We start from the raw sequence: 17,093 nt of genomic DNA on the forward strand, positions 1-17,093 counted from the left end.
ACCTCTAGGCAGGCACGCGTGTTACCCGCCCTAACAGCGGTCGATCACACCGCCTAACACCTGCTCGTAACACCCTCCCGCGGGCCCGCGCTCACCACCGGTGACGCGGGCCCGCGGCCGTCCCGAAGGGAACCGCCGTGCCCCACCCCGAGCGGTCTACGGCCGTCGAAATCCACGGTCCCCAGCCGATCACCGTGCACCCGCCCACTGGGCACCTGGTGCCGGTGCAGCCGAGCCCGCCGTCGGCCGTGCAGAGCATCGTGCTGCCCGACGGCCGCGTCGTCACCGGCTACACCCTCACCCCCGCGCCCGCCCCGGCGCCGGTCGACTCGCGGCCGGCAGTCTCGCGGACTGCGGTGAACATCGCGCTCGGGGGGATCGGGTTCGGCGCGGTGTGCGGCGGATTGTTCCTGCTCACTTCGTTCATCGCCGCCCTGACGGCGTTCATCACCCAGCTCATCATCCTTGCCGCGGTCATCTTCGGCGGATGGATCGCCGTCCAGATCTTCGGCGACACCGGCCACCACGACCGCGGGGGGACCACGGTCAACATCCGCAAGGCCGTAATCAAGCGCAATCACTTCCACGGCTGAACCCCGAGAGGAGCGCCGTGTTCGAGATCCGCGTCATCTGCGTGCCGGACGACGCCGACCGCGTCAGCCGGGCCCTGGCCGCCGCGTTCGACACCGGACCGGCACGCCAGTACCCCATCCGCGACGGCAAGCGCACCCGCCTGTACTTCACCGCCGACCACCAGTCCGACACCCCTGAAAGCGAGTGATCAACGTGTCGTTCGGAGATACACCGATCACCCTCGTCGGCAACTTGACTGACGACCCGGAATTGAAGTTCACCGACGGCGGCGCCGCGCTGGCGAAGTTCACGATCGCCGTCACCCCGCGCAGCTTCGACCGCAATACGAACCAGTGGAAGGACGGCACCACCGCCTTCTACCGCTGCGCCGCCTGGCGTGCTCTGGCTGAACACGTCGCCGCGTCCCTGGGCAAGGGCTCGCGCGTTGTCGCCATGGGCCGGATGCGGCAGCACGACTGGACCAATGACCAGGGCGAGAAGCGCTCCATGCTCGCCGTCGAGATCGATGACATCGGCGCGTCCGTCCGCTTCACCACGGTCCAGATCAACGCCAAGCGCACCAATGGCTCCGCCCATAACGGTCCGGCCGGAGACGACCGGTGGGCCGCGACCAACACACCCGGCGGCGCTTCGGCGGAGGGCGCCGAACCGCCGTTCTAACCGCGCCCGGGTGACCGCCCGATCTCGCCAAAGACACGCGGTCGCCCCGGCCAACCAGTCCACAACCAACCTGTTGGAGGCACATCCAGCATGACCCGCCATCCCGCCGCGCCGCCGGAGGGCGGCAACGTCAGCCTGTGCACCGGATCCGGTGCGCTGGACCTGGCCGTGGAAGCCGTCACCGGCCTGCCCACGGTCCTGGTCGGCGAGAAGGACCCGGCCGCGTCCCGGCTGCTGGCCGCCCGCCTGCCCGGCGCCCGCAACCTGGGCGACATCACGGCCGTCGACTGGGCGGCGCTGTCCGCCTCGCTTCCGCGCCCGTCGGCGCTGACCGCCGGTTTTCCCTGCCAGGACATCTCCAACGCCGGACCTCGGGGAGGGATCGCCGGTGACCGCTCAGGACTGTGGAAAACCATCGCCCACGCCATTCGCCATCTTCGACCCCGACTCGTCTTCCTGGAAAACGTCGCCGCCATCCGAAGCCGGGGACTCGACGTCGTCGCCGCGGACCTGGCCGCGTGCGGGTACGACGCGCGGTGGATGTGCCTACGCGCTGGAGATCTCGAAGTCGGAGCCTGCCACCGGCGGGACCGCTGGTTCGCCGTCGCGTGTCCCGCTGCTAAAGACCCCCACCTCCCAGTTGGGCCGCAACGGCGGGCCGCAGCACCCGGACAAGCGCAGGGCGGGCGGGCACGGGCCCACGCTGGAGGACGAAGTGGTCTTCTTGCTGCCCCCGACGGACGCCTGACACTGCTGCCTACCCCGGCCGCCGCCGACGGAACCGGCGGCCCCGGGATCTCCCCGAAGCGTAAGGGCGGCATGAACCTGCGCACCGCCGTCACGCTCCTGCCGACCCCGGCGGCACGCGACTGGAAGTCCGGCGCGGCCAACCTGCTGGGGACCAATTCCCGCCCGCTGAACGAAGCGGTGGTCAACCTGCTGCCCACCCCGAAGGCATCGGACGGGCCGCACGGCGGACCGAACCAGCGCGACAGCGCCGGGAACTACTACCTTCCCGGACAGGCCGTACGACTGGACGGCCGGTGGGTGGCCACCAACGGCACCGACTACGGGCCCGCCATCCGACGCTGGGAGCAGGTGTTGGGGCGCCTGGCACCGGACCCGACCGAGGCGGGCACCAAGGGCAACCGCCGTCTGTCCCCGGCGTTCGTGGAGTGGATGATGGGCGCCGATCCCGGCTGGGTGACGGGTGCGGACCTGGGTCTGTCCCGCTCCGACCAGCTCAAAATCCTCGGCAACGGCGTCGTCATCCATCAGGCCGTTCACGCGTACCGCGCGCTGCTCGCCGCTGCCGTCCCCGAATCCGCGGGCCCTGCCCCGTCCCAGCTCGCTCTGGAAATCGCCTAGAGACGCCCGGGGCGACCGCCTCTCTCGCCAAAGACACGCGGTCGCCCCGGCCAACCAGTCCACAACAGACCTGTTGGAGGCATCCAGCATGACCCATCGCACCACCACACGGCGAGCGCACATGCTCTCCGCCGCTCTGGCCGCCGCCGTGCGCGGCTGGCACGTCCACCCGCTGCGCCCCGGCGGCAAGGCATCCGCCCTGCACGGCGAACACGCCTGCCTCCGCACGGGCGAGTGCGCCGGTGGACATGTGAAGTGGGAACAGCGCGCCACCACCGACCCCGACCGTATCCGCGCCGCATGGTCCGCGGGCGCGTTCAATGTCGGCATCGCCACCGGGCCTTCCGGTCTGGTCGTCGTCGACCTGGACGTACCCAAGGAGAAGAGCGGGAAGGGCAGTTCGGACGAGCCTTGCGGCGCGACGGCCTTTTCGGCGCTCTGCGAGCGCGCCGGAGTGTCCTGGCCGACTACCTACACGGTGCGGACGCCTTCCGGCGGCATGCACCTGTACTTCACCGCCCCGCCCGGCGTGCGCCTGCCCTGCACGGCCAAGACCGTGGCGCCGAACGTCGACACCCGCGCGTGGGGCGGCAACATCGTGGCCGCGGGCAGCGTCACCCCGGCCGGGGCGTACGAGGTCACCGACAACGCGCCCGTGGCGGTGCTGCCCGCGTGGCTGCTGCACCGCCTCCAGCCCGCGCCCGCACCGGCCCCGGCGCCCGCCCCGCTGCTGGTCCCGGGCGGGGCGACCCGTCGGGCCACGGTGGCACTGGAACGGGAGGCCGCGCGGGTCAGCAAAGCGCCGGAGGGGCAGCGGCATGACCTCCTGCTCAAGCGCACGATCGCCATCGGACGGTTCGTCGTCTGGGGAGAGATCGCCCGGGACGTGGTGGAGGAGGCATTTGGGGCGGCCGGTGAAGCGGCCGGACTGTCGGCGGCCGAGTGCCGCGCGACGATCCGTGACGCGCTGGCCTACTCCGCCCGTACCTGCCGCGCCCGGGGGACGGCATGAGCCACCACCCGCCCCGCCCGCAGCCCAAATGCCCACCGGACACGGCCGGTCGCCCCGGCTCCGCCACCAGCGCGGTACGCCCGACTCAGGGGTGCGGCCAAGGAAAGGCCGCCCGTCAGGGCGTCCTTTCAGCCCTTCCCGCCGAGCAGCACTCCAGCGGCCCGACCGGCGGTGACGGGCGCTTCCCCGTGGCCTGGCTCCACATCCGCGCCCCGCGCGGCGCCACCCCCACGGCCACCTCGAAGTGCCTGTGCGGCCGGGACGTAAGCGCCATCGGGCAGCGCAACGTGCTCGCCCTGATCGCCGACCACGAAGCCCACCGAGACCTCTGCCCGCTCCGCACCACTCAGGAAGGGAGGAACGCCGCGTGACCAGCGCCGAGACGACCACACCGCCCACCGACGGCGCTGCACTGCTCGATGAGGTCGAAGCGTTCCACCGTCGCTTCAACATCTTCCCCCTCGACGCCGCGTACGTCGCCGTCACGCTGTGGGACACGCACGCCCACTTGCTCGACTGCTTCGACTCCACCCCGCGCATCGCGTTCCTCTCCCCGGAGCCGGGATCCGGCAAGTCCCGGGCGCTGGAGATCGTGGAAACCCTCGTGCCGTACCCGATGGTCGCGGTCAACGCGTCCGCGTCCGCTCTCTTCCGCGCGGTCTCCGGGATGGAGGGACGGCCCACGATCCTTTTCGACGAGATCGACACCGTCTTCGGGCCCAAGGCCGGAGAGAACGAACAGCTCCGGGGGTTCCTGAACGCCGGTCACCGGCGCTCCGGTGTCATGTGGCGGTGCGTGGGCGACGGCGCCAACCAGCAGGTACAGGAGTTCCCGTCGTTCTGCGCCGTCGCGGTCGCCGGACTCGGCTCGCTGCCGGACACGATCCTGACCCGCTCCGTCATCGTCCGCATGCGGCGCCGCGCACCGAACGAGAGCGTGGAGCCGTTCCGTCAGCGCATCCACGAGAAGGAGGGCCACGCGCTGCGTGACCGGCTCGCCAACTGGGCACAGTCCGTGCGCCACCTGGTCGACGGGGTGTTCCCGCAACTCCCGGAGGGCATCAGCGACCGGCCTGCGGACGTGTGGGAACCCCTGCTGGCCGTCGCGGAGGCGGCCGGCGGTGCGTGGCCGGAGCGGGCCCGCGGCGCGTGCGTTGAGCTGGTGAACGCGGCCAAGACCAGCGACAAGGGCAGCATGGGCATCCGCCTGTTGACCGACCTGCGCGACTACGTGTTCAACGGCATCGATCGCCTGCCCACCGTCGCGATTCTGGACCGGCTCCACAGCCTCGAAGAGGCGCCGTGGGCGGACATGAGCGGCAAGCCCCTGGACGCCCGCGGGCTCTCACGGATGCTGCGCGAGTACGTCACCGCGGACAACACCCCGATCGCGGCCCGCAACATCAAGACCGGCGGAAGCGTCATGAAGGGCTACTACGCGAGCGACCTTCACGACGCGTGGCAGCGCTACTGCCCGCCCCCCGCGGAAAGTGCGCTACTTCCGCTACCTCCGCTACCGGGCAGGTCAGAGCCCTGAAATCGGTAGCGGATGCGTGCTCCGCATCCGCTACCGCCGCGCCTCATCCGCTACCCGCCCCGCGGCCACCGTCCCGGGGCCGGGAGCGGATCCATCCGCTACCGCTGCCCCTATCCGCTACCTCGATCATTCCCCTGACCAGGGAGGTAGCGGAGGTAGCGGAAGTAGCGGATCTGTCGGGGGGAGCCGGAACCCGGTTCTCCCCGCTCTGTGGCCCACATGGGACAGCGTGACGCCCCCTGCGGGGTGGCGCGGCTGTCCGGACCCATGAGAGGAGCACGCGGTGACGACGGCCGCGTACCAGCCGCGAGACGACAAGCTCACGCTCGCGGAGATCTGCAAGGACCTGAAGATCTCGCGCTCCACCTTCTACGACTGGCGCGCGAAGGGGCGCGCCCCTCGCTGCATCAAGCTGCCCAACGGTGACATCCGGGTCCGACGCAGCGACTACGAACACTGGTTGGACGACCGGGAGGACGCTGCCTGATGGACGGCATGACGTACAGCGTCAAGATCTGGAAGTCGGCGGTCTACAAGGGCAAGCGCAAGACGACCCACACCGTCCGATGGGAGTTGGACGGCAAGGAGTGGCGAGCGCCGTTCGACACGAAGGCACTGGCGGACGCCTTCCGCTCCGAGTTGGTCAGCGCGACGCGCCGTGGCGAGGCATTCAGCCTCGCCACGGGGCGCCCCATCTCGCATCAGTCCGGGGCGAGCGCGGTGAACTGGTATGACTTCGCCGTCCAGTTCGCGGACGCTCAATGGCACCGGACCGGCGGGAACAACCGCAAGAACACGTCCAAGGCGCTCATGGCTACCACCGTTGCTCTGCTGCGCACCCAGCCGACCACGTTCCGGCCGGTCGACGTGCGCACGGCGCTGCGGGAGTTCGCGTTCAACACGCGGCGCAGGGAGGACGCTCCACTCGAGATGGCCGCCATCTTGAAGTGGGTGGAGCGCAACACCCTGACCATGGCTGCATGGGAGGACCCCGCCAAGGTTGACGAAGTGCTCCGGGCCGTTGACTCGAAGTTGGACGGCACGCGCGCCGCGGCAAGCTCCGTCAAGCGCAACCGACGGATCCTGAACGTGGCCATGGAGTACGCGGTCAAGCACCGGATCCTGCGGGCGAATCCTCTACCGAAGGGGAGAGGGGCGGCGCCCAAGACGTCGTCCGCGGTCGACAAGAGGTCTCTGCTCAACCCGGAGCAGGCGGCGCGCCTGCTGGGGTGGGTCCGTCGGCGTTCGCGTGGTGGCAAGCGGCTGCACGCCTTCTTCGCCACGATGTACTACGCCGGGCCCCGCCCGGAGGAGGTTGTGGCGATGGGCGTTGCGGACGTCCGCCTGCCTGCCGAGAACGCCGAAGACCAGTGGTGCGAGTTGCTGTTCCACACGGCTCAGCCGGAGGTCGGGAAGAACTGGACGGATGACGGCGGGATCCACGAAGAGCGCGGGCTGAAGGGACGCGCTTCGGACGACACGCGCGTCGTACCGGGACACCCGTCGCTGACGCGGATCCTGCGCGAGCACATCAAGGCAGAGAGCCTGAAGCCGGGAGATCTCCTGTTCCAGGGCGAGAAGGGCGGCATGCTCGCGGGCTCGGTCATCCGCCGAGCGTGGCGCACCGCTCGCGCGGAAGTGCTCTCTCCGGAGGAATTCGCCTCGCCGCTTGGCAAGAGGGTGTACGACCTCCGGCACACCTGCCTGACCAACTGGCTCAACGACGGCATCCCGCCGGCGCAGGTGGCCGAGTGGGCGGGCAACAGCGTCCCCGTGCTGCTGGCCATCTACGCCCGGTGCATCTCGGGGCAGCTCCGGGACCTCAAACAGCGGATCTTGGCTCGCGGGGATCTTCCCAACCTGCCTGACACCGCCTGACGGCGCCCGGAGAACTTCTCCGCGTATTCACCGCAGCCACCCGCAGAAACCCGGTGACAGCCGGACAGCGCCGGACCCTCCCCACGATCACTGGGGGACGGTCCGGCGCTCTCCTGCGTGTGGCTGCATCTGCCCTGAGCAGCAAAAAGCCCTCCCGGAGGGAGGGCTGAGGCTGTGCGCCCCCGGCAGGACTCGAACCTGCGGCCAAGCGCTTAGAAGGCGCCTGCTCTATCCACTGAGCTACGGGGGCCGGTGTGTGCGGCGGTCGCGGACGGCTGAAGCCCCGGGCTCGGTGGTGCCGTGACCTTGCCGGGGACAAGGATAGGGCTCCGCGTACCTCGTCCCGGTTGCTTCACCTCCGTGACACGATGTGGAGGTTCGGTGAAGCGGTCCTGATAATCGCAGGCAGGTGCGAATTTCGCATCGTTTTTGACGCCCCAGTTGCCGGGTGTTGTCTACTCGTTATGCCTGGGCCGCCTGCGCCCCATTCGCCACGCCTCGCGCGCCAGGGGCTATACGCTTCAAAAACACACCAGAATTGGGCATTCTGCACGTGTGGCGACCTTGGACGTACGGCCCCGACTGCTTGACGCGCTCTCCGCACTGCGTGATCGCGTGGACGCCGCACGCTTCCCGCTCCCCCTCCCCGGCGCCTCGCGCGCCCGACGGAACCGTGCTGAGCTTCTGGCCCAGCTCGACGACTACTTGGTGCCCCGGTTGTGCGCCCCCGAAGCCCCGCTGCTGGCGGTGGTCGGGGGGTCCACCGGGGCCGGCAAGTCCACGCTGGTCAACTCGCTGGTGGGGCGCCGGGTCACTGAGGCGGGCGTGTTGCGGCCGACAACCCGCACGCCAGTTCTGGTGTGTCATCCCGACGATCACCACTGGTTCGCCGGACCCCGGGTGCTGCCCAAGCTCCAGCGCGTCTGGGTGCCGGCCCACGAGGGCGCGGCAGCGGCCTACGAGGCGGAGGCGCTGGACGAGGCGATCGCGCCGGAGCCCGTGGCCGAGGACGCGCCCCTCAGTCTGCGCATCGAGACCGACCGCGCCCTCCCGCGCGGCCTCGCGCTCCTCGACGCCCCCGACATCGACTCCCTCGTCGCCCGCAACCGCGAACTCGCCGCCTCCCTGATCTGCGCCGCCGACGTCTGGGTGCTGGTCACCACCGCCACCCGGTATGCCGACGCCGTCCCCTGGCACCTGCTGCGGACCGCCAAGGAGTACGACGTCACGCTCGTCACCGTGCTGGACCGGGTGCCGCACCAGGTCGCCGCGGAGGTGTCCCGGCAGTACGGGGCGCTGCTGGAGAGCGCGGGCCTCGGGGACGTGCCGCGCTTCACCGTCCCCGAACTCCCCGAGTCCGCCGACGGCAGCGGGCTGCTCCCGGCCACCGCCGTCGCCGGGCTGCGCGCCTGGCTGACCCAGCGCGCCGAGGACCCGGCCGCGCGGGCGGTCGCCACCGCCCGTACCGCCGCCGGAGTGCTGTCCTCGCTCGGGGCCCGGCTGCCCGGCCTCGCCGGGGCCTCCGCCGTCCAGCACGCGGCGGCCGTCCGGCTGCTGCAGCGCGTGGAGGACGCGTACGGACGCGCCGTCGAGCGCGTCCGGCGGGAGGTGACCGCGGGCGAGGCGCTCGCCGGCGACGCCCTGACCCACTGGCGCGGGCATCCCCACGACAGCACCCCCGACGAACTGCTCGGCGCCCTGACCGCTTCCCTCATCGCCCTGCTGACCTGCGCCGCCGATGCCGCAGACGAGGAGATCGCGGCGGCCTGCGCCATGGACCCGGCCGCCGCGGCCATCGCCGGGACCGCGCTCGCCCCACGCGATCCGGACGGCGCCACCGGCCGGATCGGCGTCGCCGTACGCCGCTGGCGGCGCTGTCTCGAAGAGATCGCGGAAGAGGAGGTCAGGGCCGCCGAGCGGGACCGCGGCAACGAGGCCGAGCGGACCGCCGCGCTGCTGGCGGCGGCGCTGCTGGGCGGCCGCCGGGCCCGCAAGGCCGGGGAGACGCTGGCCGAGACGCTCGGCGCGATGCGCGCGCTGCGACTGCGTGACCGCGGCGGGCAACTGCTGGCCGACTCCCTGGAAGGCGTGCTCGACACCGAGCGGGAGCGCAGGAGTGCACCCCTCGAAGCCCTCGACGTGACCCCCGACCACCAGGTCGAGCTCATTGCCGCACTGTCCGTACTGCAGAAAGAGAGGTGACAGAGGTGACAGAAGTGACGGCCGCGCCTTCGGCCGACGGCGGAGACCGGGCCTGGAACGACGGCCTGATCGCACGCCGCGTCCAACCCATCCAACCCATCCAGCGCGTTCAGACAACCGAGCTCCCCATCGCACCCTGCTCACCACCCCTGCCCGAGCACCTGGCCCCCTCGGTGCGCCCCCCTGCCCCCGCCACGCCCCGCACCACCGTCTCCCCCGCCGGGCAGCTGCTCCGGCCCCGGCTGGACGCCCTGCGTGAGCTGGTCGGGCTGTCCCGGGCGCGGCTGGACCGGCGCACGCTCGCCGAGGCCGGGCGGGTGCTGGAGGAGGCCGCGGCGCGGCACCGCTGCTCGCTCGACCTCACGGTGGTGGCGCTCGCGGGCTCCACGGGCAGCGGCAAGTCGACGCTGTTCAACGCGCTGGCCCGGGCCCAGCTCTCGGAGGCGGGGGTGCGCCGCCCGACGACCGCGACCCCGGTCGCCTGCACCTGGACCGACCGGGCCGACGGGCTGCTGGACCGGCTGGGCGTGCCCGGCCGGGTGCGCCGCCAGCCCGCCCGTCCGTACGACCCCGGGCTGAACGGGCTCGTCCTGCTCGACCTGCCCGACCATGATTCGGCGGCGGTCGGCCACCGCGAACAGGTCGACCGGATGCTCGGCCTGGTGGACGCGGTGATCTGGGTCGTGGACCCGGAGAAGTACGCGGACGCGGTGCTGCACGAGCGGTATCTGCGGCCGCTGGCCGGGTACGCCGAGGTGACCTTCGTGGTTCTCAACCAGGTGGACCGGCTCTCCGCCGACGCCGCCGACCAGGTGCTGGACGACCTGCGCAGGCTGCTGGACGAGGACGGGCTGGCGCTCGGCGAGCACGGCGAGCCGGGCGCGGCGGTGCTGGCCCTGTCGGCGCTGACGGGGGAGGGGGTGGGCGAACTGCGCGACATGCTTGCCCAGTTCGCCTCCCGGCACAGCGCGGCCGAGCTGCGGCTGACGGCGGACGTGGACGGTGTCTCGGCGCGGCTGCGCCCCGCATACGTCGCCGACGGGCGGCCGGGGCTGACCGAGCGGGCGCGGCAGGAGTTCGAGGACAGGCTGGCGGAGGCGGTGGGCGCGGCGGCGGCGGGGCTGGCCGCCGAGCGCGCCTGGCTGCGGGACGCCGAGCGGGCGTGCGGGACGGCCTGGTCGCGGGCGAGCGGCTGGTACGGGGAGCGTGGGAGGGGGCGCTTGGCGTGGTGGGGGAGCGTACGGGCGGTGCTGGGCGGGGGAGGCGGTGCCGGAGGTGTGGGTGAGACGGTCGGTGACTTCGACACGGTCGGCGGTGAGCTTGCGGGTGGGGCGGCGGAGGGCGACAGCGGGGGGTCGGTCGCGGGGTCGGCCGGGGGATCGGCCGGGGGATCGGCCGGGGGAGAGGGTGCGGCTGTAGGGATGGCTGGTGCGGAGGGTACGGGCGGTACGGGCAGCGCGGTGGGTGCGCTCGGTGCGGGTCTCGCCGACACCATGGACGTCTCCGGCATCTTCGGTGCCCTGCCGCCGCCCCGGCGGACGGCGTCCCGGCCGCTGGTCGAACAGGCGGTACGGGCCCTGGCCTACGAAGCGTCGGCCGGCCTGCCCGGACCGTGGGCGCAGGCGGTGCGGGAGGCCGCCGGGCGCGGGGCGGAGGGCCTGGCGGAGGCGCTGGACGACGTGGCCGCGGCGGCCGCCGAGCGGCGGGCCGAGCGGATGGTGCGGCCCCGGTGGTGGGCGATGGTGGCGGCGGGGCAGGGCGTGCTGTCTGCGCTGCAACTGATGGGGGCGGTGTGGCTGGTGGGGGCGGCCTTCGGAGGGTTCGGCGGGCCGTGGTGGGTGCCCGGAGTGCTGATGGTGGGCGGCGGGGCGGGCGGGCCGCTGCTGGCGTGGTGCTGCCGGGTGGCCGCGCGTGGTCCCGCGCGGGGGCACGGGCAGGAGACGGAGCGGCAGTTGCGCGGGGCGGCCGGCGGCTGCGGGCGCGCCCGGGTGCTGGAGCCGGTGGCGGCCGAGCTGTTGCGGTACCGGGAGGTACGGGCCCAGTACGTGATTGCGGCGGGTGAAGCGTAGGACGTGTCGGGTGGGGCGGAAGTGGCCTGTGGCTGCCGGAAGCAATCCTTCGGGTGGCGGAGTTGTCCACAACCGGGCGGTGGTCCACAGCCCCCAGCGGGCCATGGCGCTCTCCGGGCACCATGAGCGTCACGCAATGAGCTTCACGCAAGGCCGCGGTGAGCCCCCAGCGCTCTCGCGGCCCCGCACGGGGGAGGCGTTTTCACGGTGAACGAAACATTGGTGACGGTCGTCGGCAACGTGGCCACCCAGCCCGACTTCAAGGAAGCGGCGAACGGCTCGGCCGTCTCCCGCTTCCGTCTGGCGGCGACGGTGCGCCGCTGGGACCGCGCCCGGGAGGAATGGGCGGACGCGTACACGAGCTTCTACACCGTGTGGGCGTGGCGGATGCTGGCGGCCAATGTGGTGGCCTCGGTTTCCATCGGCGAACCGCTGATCGTCCAGGGAAAGTTGAGAATTCAGGAACAGGAGCGCGAGGGGAAACGCTGGCTGTCCGCGGACATTGACGCCGTGTCGATCGGGCATGATCTCACTCGCGGTACCTCGGCCTTTCGCAGAGTGTCACCGGCCAGGCCGCTGCCGGTGGAGCCGGTACGGATGGCGGAAGCGGCCGGTGGGGGCAGCGGGGGCACACCTCGACCGGTGAGCGCGGCAACAGCCCTGTGAAATGTGGGGTTTGTCCTGGCGATATGTCGATAATCCCAGGTCAGGCCCGGTCCGGCCGATAACGATTCCGATTCGGATCGGTTCCGCGAACGCATGCGTGGTTCCGGTGTTCGGCGTGCTCTTTAAGATCCGGTCCATAGCAACGGGGGCTTCTGAGTTTTGAGTTGCCCAGCGAGGCGCATGCGCGTGGTCGATGTGTGAACTCCGTGCCATCGGCGCTCGCCCGAAAGGAAATCCATGAACTCTGTAAAGAGGCGCGGCTTCGCCCGCCTTACCGGGGCGGCCCTGGTGTGCGGGCTGGCCGCCGCGGGCGCGATAGCCACGGCCGGCCCGGCTGCGGCGGATGACGCCCCGCAGAACCAGGGCGGCGTGACCGCCACGCTCGGCCGGATCACGGCGGGCGGGGGTGCCGTGGTGCACGACCGGCGCAAGACCGGGCCCGTCCTGGCCGGCCTGTTCGAGATGAAGGTCGACGGCGGCGGCACGCTGCAGACGTACTGCATCGACATCCTCACCAACACCGTCGACGGCGCGAAGTACAAGGAAGCGGGCTGGGACGAGTCGTCCCTGCACGACAACAAGAACGCGGGCAAGATCCGCTGGATCCTCCAGCACTCCTACCCGCAGGTCAACGACCTCGCCGCCCTCGGCAAGGACTCCGGCGCCGGCACCCTCGACGCCAACACGGCCGCGGCCGGCACCCAGGTCGCCATCTGGCGCTACTCGGACAACGTCAACGTCGACGCCCGCGACCCCGCGGCCGAGAAGCTCGCCGACTACCTCTACAAGAGCGCCCAGGACATCGAGGAGCCCAAGGCCTCGCTGACGCTCACCCCGCCGGCCGTCTCCGGCAAGTCCGGGCAGAAGCTCGGCCCCGTCACGGTCCACACCAACGCGAGCAGCGTCACCGTGACCTCCACCGACGCCGCCGCCCAGCACGTGAAGATCGTCGACAAGTCCGGGAAGCCGGTCACCTCGACCGCCAACGGCGAGGAGCTCTACTTCGACGTCCCGGCGGGCACGCCGGACGGCTCCGCCTCGCTCAAGGCCACCGCCGCCACCAAGGTCCCCGTCGGCCGCGCCTTCATCGGCGACCACACCAAGACCCAGACGCTGATCCTGGCCGGGTCCAGTGAGAGCACGGTCACCGCCGGCGCCACCGCGAACTGGGCGAAGAAGGGTGCGATACCGGCGGTCAGCGCCCGCAAGGACTGCGCCAAGGGCGGCGTGGAGATCACCGCCGACAACAAGGGCGACGAGGCGTTCACCTTCGAGCTCGACGGCAAGAAGAACACCGTCAAGCCCGGCGGCTCCGAGAAGGTCTTCGTGAAGGTCGCCGAGGACCAGGCGTACAAAATCACGATCAACGGCCCGAACGGCTTCACCAAGACCTTCACCGGAATCCTGGACTGCAAGACGGCCGAGACCGGCACCACCGGCGGATCGGGCGGCACCCCCTCGCCGTCCGGCACCCCGGTCCCCGCTTCGGGCTCCCGCACCGGCGGCGCCACCGGCGGTGACCTCGCCACCACCGGCAGCAGCAGCGCCACCCCGATGATCGCGGGCATCGCGGCCGCCCTGGTCGTGGTCGGCGGCGCGGCGGTCTTCTTCCTCCGTAAGAAGAAGACAACGGGCGAGTAAGGACGGGCCGCGCCCCGTAGGGGCGCCCGTGGCCGACGGGCCGGATCGCCGGGCGATCACCGGCCTGTCGGCCACAACCCGTTTCCGCCCAGGGGTACCGGTACGGCAAGATGGGGTGTATCTGCCCTCACGCGGCGGAGCCGCACATTGGCCCTTCTCGACTGCCGGACGGTTTCTCTTGGCTGAGTACATCTACACCATGCGCAAGACGCGCAAGGCGCACGGCGACAAGGTCATCCTCGATGACGTGACGCTGAGCTTCCTGCCCGGTGCGAAGATCGGTGTGGTCGGCCCCAACGGTGCCGGTAAGTCCACTGTCCTCAAGATCATGGCCGGCCTGGAGCACCCCTCCAACGGTGACGCCTTCCTGTCGCCGGGCTACACCGTGGGCATCCTGATGCAGGAGCCGGAGCTCGACGAGTCCAAGACGGTGCTGGAGAACGTCCAGGACGGCGTCGCCGGGGTCAAGGGCAAGCTCGACCGGTTCAACGAGATCGCCGAGCTGATGGCGACCGACTACTCCGACGCGCTGCTCGAGGAGATGGGCAAGCTCCAGGAGGAGCTCGACCACGCCAACGCCTGGGACCTCGACGCGCAGCTCGAGCAGGCCATGGACGCGCTGGGCTGCCCGCCCGCCGACTGGCAGGTCAACAACCTCTCCGGTGGTGAGAAGCGCCGCGTCGCCCTGTGCCGCCTGCTGCTGGAGGCCCCCGACCTCCTGCTGCTCGACGAGCCCACCAACCACCTCGACGCCGAGTCGGTGAACTGGCTGGAGCAGCACCTGGCCAAGTACGCCGGCACCGTCGTGGCGATCACCCACGACCGCTACTTCCTCGACAACGTCGCCGAGTGGATCCTCGAGCTCGACCGCGGCCGCGCCCACCCCTACGAGGGCAACTACTCCACCTACCTGGAGAACAAGGCCTCCCGCCTCAAGGTCGAGGGCCAGAAGGACGCCAAGCGCCAGAAGCGCCTCAAGGAAGAGCTGGAGTGGGTCCGCTCCAACGCCAAGGGCCGCCAGGCCAAGTCCAAGGCGCGCCTCGCCCGCTACGAGGAGATGGCCGCCGAGGCGGACAAGATGCGGAAGCTGGACTTCGAGGAGATCCAGATCCCGCCGGGCCCGCGCCTGGGCTCCGTGGTCGTCGAGGTCAACAACCTCTCCAAGGCCTTCGGTGACAAGGTCCTCATCGACGACCTGTCCTTCACCCTCCCGCGCAACGGCATCGTCGGCGTCATCGGCCCGAACGGTGCGGGCAAGACGACCCTGTTCAAGATGATCCAGGGCCTGGAGAAGCCGGACTCCGGCAGCATCAAGGTCGGCGAGACCGTCAAGATCTCCTACGTCGACCAGTCCCGCGCCAACATCGACCCCAAGAAGACGCTGTGGGCCGTCGTCTCCGACGAGCTGGACTACATCAACGTCGGCCAGGTCGAGATGCCCTCGCGGGCGTACGTCTCCGCGTTCGGCTTCAAGGGCCCGGACCAGCAGAAGCCCGCCGGCATCCTCTCCGGCGGTGAGCGCAACCGCCTCAACCTCGCGCTCACCCTCAAGCAGGGCGGCAACCTGCTCCTCCTCGACGAGCCGACCAACGACCTCGACGTCGAGACCCTCTCCTCGCTGGAGAACGCCCTGCTCGACTTCCCCGGCGCCGCAGTGGTCGTCTCCCACGACCGCTGGTTCCTGGACCGAGTGGCCACCCACATCCTGGCCTACGAGGGCAACTCGAAGTGGTTCTGGTTCGAGGGCAACTTCGAGTCCTACGAGAAGAACAAGATCGAGCGGCTCGGCCCGGACGCCGCCCGTCCGCACCGTGCCACCTACAAGAAGCTGACCCGGGGCTGACCGTGGCGCGCCACCTCTACTCCTGCCCGCTGCGCTGGTCCGACATGGACGCCTTCGGCCATGTCAACAACGCGGTCTTCCTGCGCTACCTCGAAGAGGCGCGGATCGACTTCATCCACCGGATGGCGCCGGGCGAGGGCAACAGCTCCTTCACCGGCGGGTCCGTCGTGGCCCGCCACGAGATCGACTATCTGCGTCCGCTGGTCCACCGGCCCGAGCCGGTGACCGTCGAGACGTGGGTGACGAAGGTCGGCGCCGCGTCCATGACCGTCTCGTACGAGATCAAGGACGAGCAGCAGACGTACGTACGGGCCACCACCGTCGTCGTCCCCGTCGACCTGTCCACGGGCCGTCCGCGGCGGGTGACCGCCGAGGAGAAGGAGATCCTCAAGGGTTTCCTGGACGAGCCCGCGGACGGTTCCGCCGAAGAGGCCGTCGCCGCATGATGCAGCGGCTGTGCTTCGCCGACGCCGGGGAGGCGGCCGATCTGGCCGCCTTCCTGGCCCGGCTGATCCACTACGACCGTGCCGCCGCCGTCCGCCTCAAGGCGGGCGGCGGGGTGCTCGGCGTCTTCGGCCGCCCCCCGTCCTTCGAGGTCCTCGCCGTCCGCACCGCGCGGCTGGCGGGCGAGGAGACCGGCGGCGCCGGCCCGCTCGACGTCACGGTCTCGGCCGGGCAGCTGGTGGACGCGCTGGATGCGGCCCGTGCCGAGGGCACGACCGAAGGCGGCGGCCTGCCGGTCGTCGTGCCCGAAGCCGTCACCGGCCCGCCGTGGGCCGGGGTGCTGCCGCCGCGCGGCGGCTGGCAGCGCGTCGAGGGCCTGCCCGGCCCGGAGGCCGTGCGCGCCACGGTCGCCGCCGCCGTGGCCGAATTCCGCAGCCGGGACGCGGCCCTGCCCGAGCAGCGGCGCACCCGCGCCGAGCGCGACCGCATCGGCCGCGAGATCTGGTCCCGCACCCTGGGCGACACCGGCCTCCCCCTGCGCGCGGTGCACGCCGCCCAGGCGCTGGGCTTCCTGCGGCCCGTGGAGATGGCGGCCGCCGGCGCGAGCCTGCACCGCGCCCGCGGCGGGACGGCGCTCGCCCCGCAGCCCCTGGCGCTCTTCGCCGCCCGCGGCTGGCTGCGCCTGAGCACCCCCTACGGCTCGATCGCCGTGCGCACGGGCGGTCTGCGCGATCTGGCGGTCATGCCCGCCTGACGCCACCGGGCCGCTCAGACGGCCCTGTTGACCATGGAGGCGGCGGCGTACGTCAGGTAGTTCCACAGCTGCCGTTCGAGCTCGGGCGCGAGCCCCAGCTCGTCCAGGGCGTCCCGCATGTGCCGCAGCCACGCGTCGTGCGCGGCCCGGTCCACGGCGAAGGGCGCGTGCCGCATCCGCAGCCGGGGATGGCCGCGGTTCTCGCTGTAGGTGCGGGGCCCGCCCCAGTACTGCATCAGGAACAGGACCAGGCGCTCCTCGGCCGGGCCGAGGTCCTCCTCCGGGTACATCGGCCGCAGCAGCGGGTCCCCGGCCACCCCCTGGTAGAAGCGGTGGACCAGGCGCCGGAAGGTCTCCTCGCCGCCGACCTGCTCGTAGAAGGTCTGCTCCGACAGCGTGCCGCGCGGAATCTCATTCACCCCACC

The 17,093-nt window shown here is 71.4% G+C and carries 17 protein-coding genes and 1 tRNA gene; 16 read left to right on the plus strand and 2 right to left on the minus strand.

All coding sequences use genetic code 11. The annotated features are described in order from the left end of the window. Positions 1-137 precede the first annotated feature (137 nt). From FHS39_RS06960 to FHS39_RS07000, 9 genes are all read left to right on the plus strand, one after another. Entirely contained in the window at positions 138-593 is a 456-nt protein-coding gene (locus FHS39_RS06960; protein ID WP_184347350.1) for a hypothetical protein, read from the plus strand. A 17-nt stretch (positions 594-610) separates the two neighbouring features. After that, positions 611-781: a hypothetical protein gene (locus FHS39_RS06965; RefSeq protein WP_184347352.1), complete on the plus strand. Its 171-nt coding sequence runs from the start codon at positions 611-613 to the stop codon at positions 779-781. A 5-nt stretch (positions 782-786) separates the two neighbouring features. Further along, positions 787-1,254 (plus strand): single-stranded DNA-binding protein, encoded by a 468-nt coding sequence (gene ssb / locus FHS39_RS06970; RefSeq protein ID WP_184348721.1) that lies wholly within the window; start codon positions 787-789, stop codon positions 1,252-1,254. Between the two features lie 90 nt (positions 1,255-1,344). Next, positions 1,345-2,622 (plus strand): DNA cytosine methyltransferase, encoded by a 1,278-nt coding sequence (locus FHS39_RS06975; protein WP_184347354.1) that lies wholly within the window; start codon positions 1,345-1,347, stop codon positions 2,620-2,622. Between the two features lie 88 nt (positions 2,623-2,710). Then, positions 2,711-3,634 carry a bifunctional DNA primase/polymerase gene (locus FHS39_RS06980; protein ID WP_184347356.1) on the plus strand — a complete coding sequence of 308 codons (924 nt, stop codon included), beginning with the start codon at positions 2,711-2,713 and terminating at the stop codon, positions 3,632-3,634. 188 nt (positions 3,635-3,822) lie between these two features. Next, positions 3,823-4,005, plus strand: a complete 183-nt coding sequence (locus tag FHS39_RS06985) for a hypothetical protein (RefSeq protein ID WP_184347358.1) — start codon at positions 3,823-3,825, stop codon at positions 4,003-4,005. Beyond that, the gene (locus FHS39_RS06990; protein WP_184347360.1) at positions 4,002-5,171 is read left to right on the plus strand and encodes a DUF3631 domain-containing protein; all 1,170 of its coding nucleotides are present in this window, start codon (positions 4,002-4,004) and stop codon (positions 5,169-5,171) included. The genes FHS39_RS06985 and FHS39_RS06990 overlap by 4 nt, the downstream gene beginning before the upstream one ends. Before the next feature lie 283 nt (positions 5,172-5,454). After that, positions 5,455-5,658: a helix-turn-helix transcriptional regulator gene (locus tag FHS39_RS06995; protein WP_067039439.1), complete on the plus strand. Its 204-nt coding sequence runs from the start codon at positions 5,455-5,457 to the stop codon at positions 5,656-5,658. After that, positions 5,658-7,049 carry a tyrosine-type recombinase/integrase gene (locus tag FHS39_RS07000; RefSeq protein ID WP_067039440.1) on the plus strand — a complete coding sequence of 464 codons (1,392 nt, stop codon included), beginning with the start codon at positions 5,658-5,660 and terminating at the stop codon, positions 7,047-7,049. Before FHS39_RS06995 ends, FHS39_RS07000 begins: the two co-directional genes overlap by 1 nt. A 177-nt stretch (positions 7,050-7,226) precedes the next feature. On the opposite strand, the gene FHS39_RS07005 is transcribed toward FHS39_RS07000, so the two are convergent. After that, positions 7,227-7,299 (minus strand) — tRNA-Arg (locus FHS39_RS07005). 314 nt (positions 7,300-7,613) lie between these two features. On the opposite strand from FHS39_RS07005, the gene FHS39_RS07010 reads away from it, so the two are divergent. From FHS39_RS07010 to FHS39_RS07040, 7 genes are all read left to right on the plus strand, one after another. Then, positions 7,614-9,251 carry a dynamin family protein gene (locus FHS39_RS07010; protein WP_184348723.1) on the plus strand — a complete coding sequence of 546 codons (1,638 nt, stop codon included), beginning with the start codon at positions 7,614-7,616 and terminating at the stop codon, positions 9,249-9,251. Between the two features lie 5 nt (positions 9,252-9,256). Next, on the plus strand, positions 9,257-11,320 hold the full coding sequence (locus FHS39_RS07015; protein WP_343069408.1) for a GTPase: 2,064 nt from the start codon (positions 9,257-9,259) through the stop codon (positions 11,318-11,320). A 222-nt stretch (positions 11,321-11,542) separates the two neighbouring features. Further along, the gene (locus tag FHS39_RS07020; RefSeq protein ID WP_343069409.1) at positions 11,543-11,986 is read left to right on the plus strand and encodes a single-stranded DNA-binding protein; all 444 of its coding nucleotides are present in this window, start codon (positions 11,543-11,545) and stop codon (positions 11,984-11,986) included. Between the two features lie 237 nt (positions 11,987-12,223). Next, complete coding sequence (locus FHS39_RS07025; protein ID WP_184347364.1) at positions 12,224-13,627, plus strand: Cys-Gln thioester bond-forming surface protein; 1,404 nt, start codon at positions 12,224-12,226, stop codon at positions 13,625-13,627. Positions 13,628-13,805: 178 nt separating this feature from the next. Continuing rightward, positions 13,806-15,470, plus strand: a complete 1,665-nt coding sequence (ettA, locus tag FHS39_RS07030) for an energy-dependent translational throttle protein EttA (protein WP_045933515.1) — start codon at positions 13,806-13,808, stop codon at positions 15,468-15,470. A 2-nt stretch (positions 15,471-15,472) separates the two neighbouring features. Next, positions 15,473-15,916: an acyl-CoA thioesterase gene (locus tag FHS39_RS07035; RefSeq protein ID WP_045933516.1), complete on the plus strand. Its 444-nt coding sequence runs from the start codon at positions 15,473-15,475 to the stop codon at positions 15,914-15,916. Then, entirely contained in the window at positions 15,916-16,668 is a 753-nt protein-coding gene (locus FHS39_RS07040) for a DUF8185 domain-containing protein (protein WP_184348734.1), read from the plus strand. Before FHS39_RS07035 ends, FHS39_RS07040 begins: the two co-directional genes overlap by 1 nt. A gap of 14 nt (positions 16,669-16,682) precedes the next feature. On the opposite strand, the gene FHS39_RS07045 is transcribed toward FHS39_RS07040, so the two are convergent. Then, entirely contained in the window at positions 16,683-17,087 is a 405-nt protein-coding gene (locus tag FHS39_RS07045; RefSeq protein ID WP_184347366.1) for a globin domain-containing protein, read from the minus strand. Positions 17,088-17,093 lie beyond the last annotated feature (6 nt).

It is taken from the genome of Streptomyces olivoverticillatus, assembly GCF_014203555.1.
GTDB lineage: Bacteria > Actinomycetota > Actinomycetes > Streptomycetales > Streptomycetaceae > Streptomyces > Streptomyces olivoverticillatus.

Coding starts and splice junctions, on each gene's coding strand:
- FHS39_RS06975 (WP_184347354.1), top strand. CDS start 1,345: ATGACCCGCCATCCCGCCGCGCCGCCGGAGGGCGGCAACGTCAGCCTG.
- FHS39_RS07000 (WP_067039440.1), top strand. CDS start 5,658: ATGGACGGCATGACGTACAGCGTCAAGATCTGGAAGTCGGCGGTCTAC.
- FHS39_RS07025 (WP_184347364.1), top strand. CDS start 12,224: ATGAACTCTGTAAAGAGGCGCGGCTTCGCCCGCCTTACCGGGGCGGCC.
- FHS39_RS06980 (WP_184347356.1), top strand. CDS start 2,711: ATGACCCATCGCACCACCACACGGCGAGCGCACATGCTCTCCGCCGCT.
- FHS39_RS07040 (WP_184348734.1), top strand. CDS start 15,916: ATGCAGCGGCTGTGCTTCGCCGACGCCGGGGAGGCGGCCGATCTGGCC.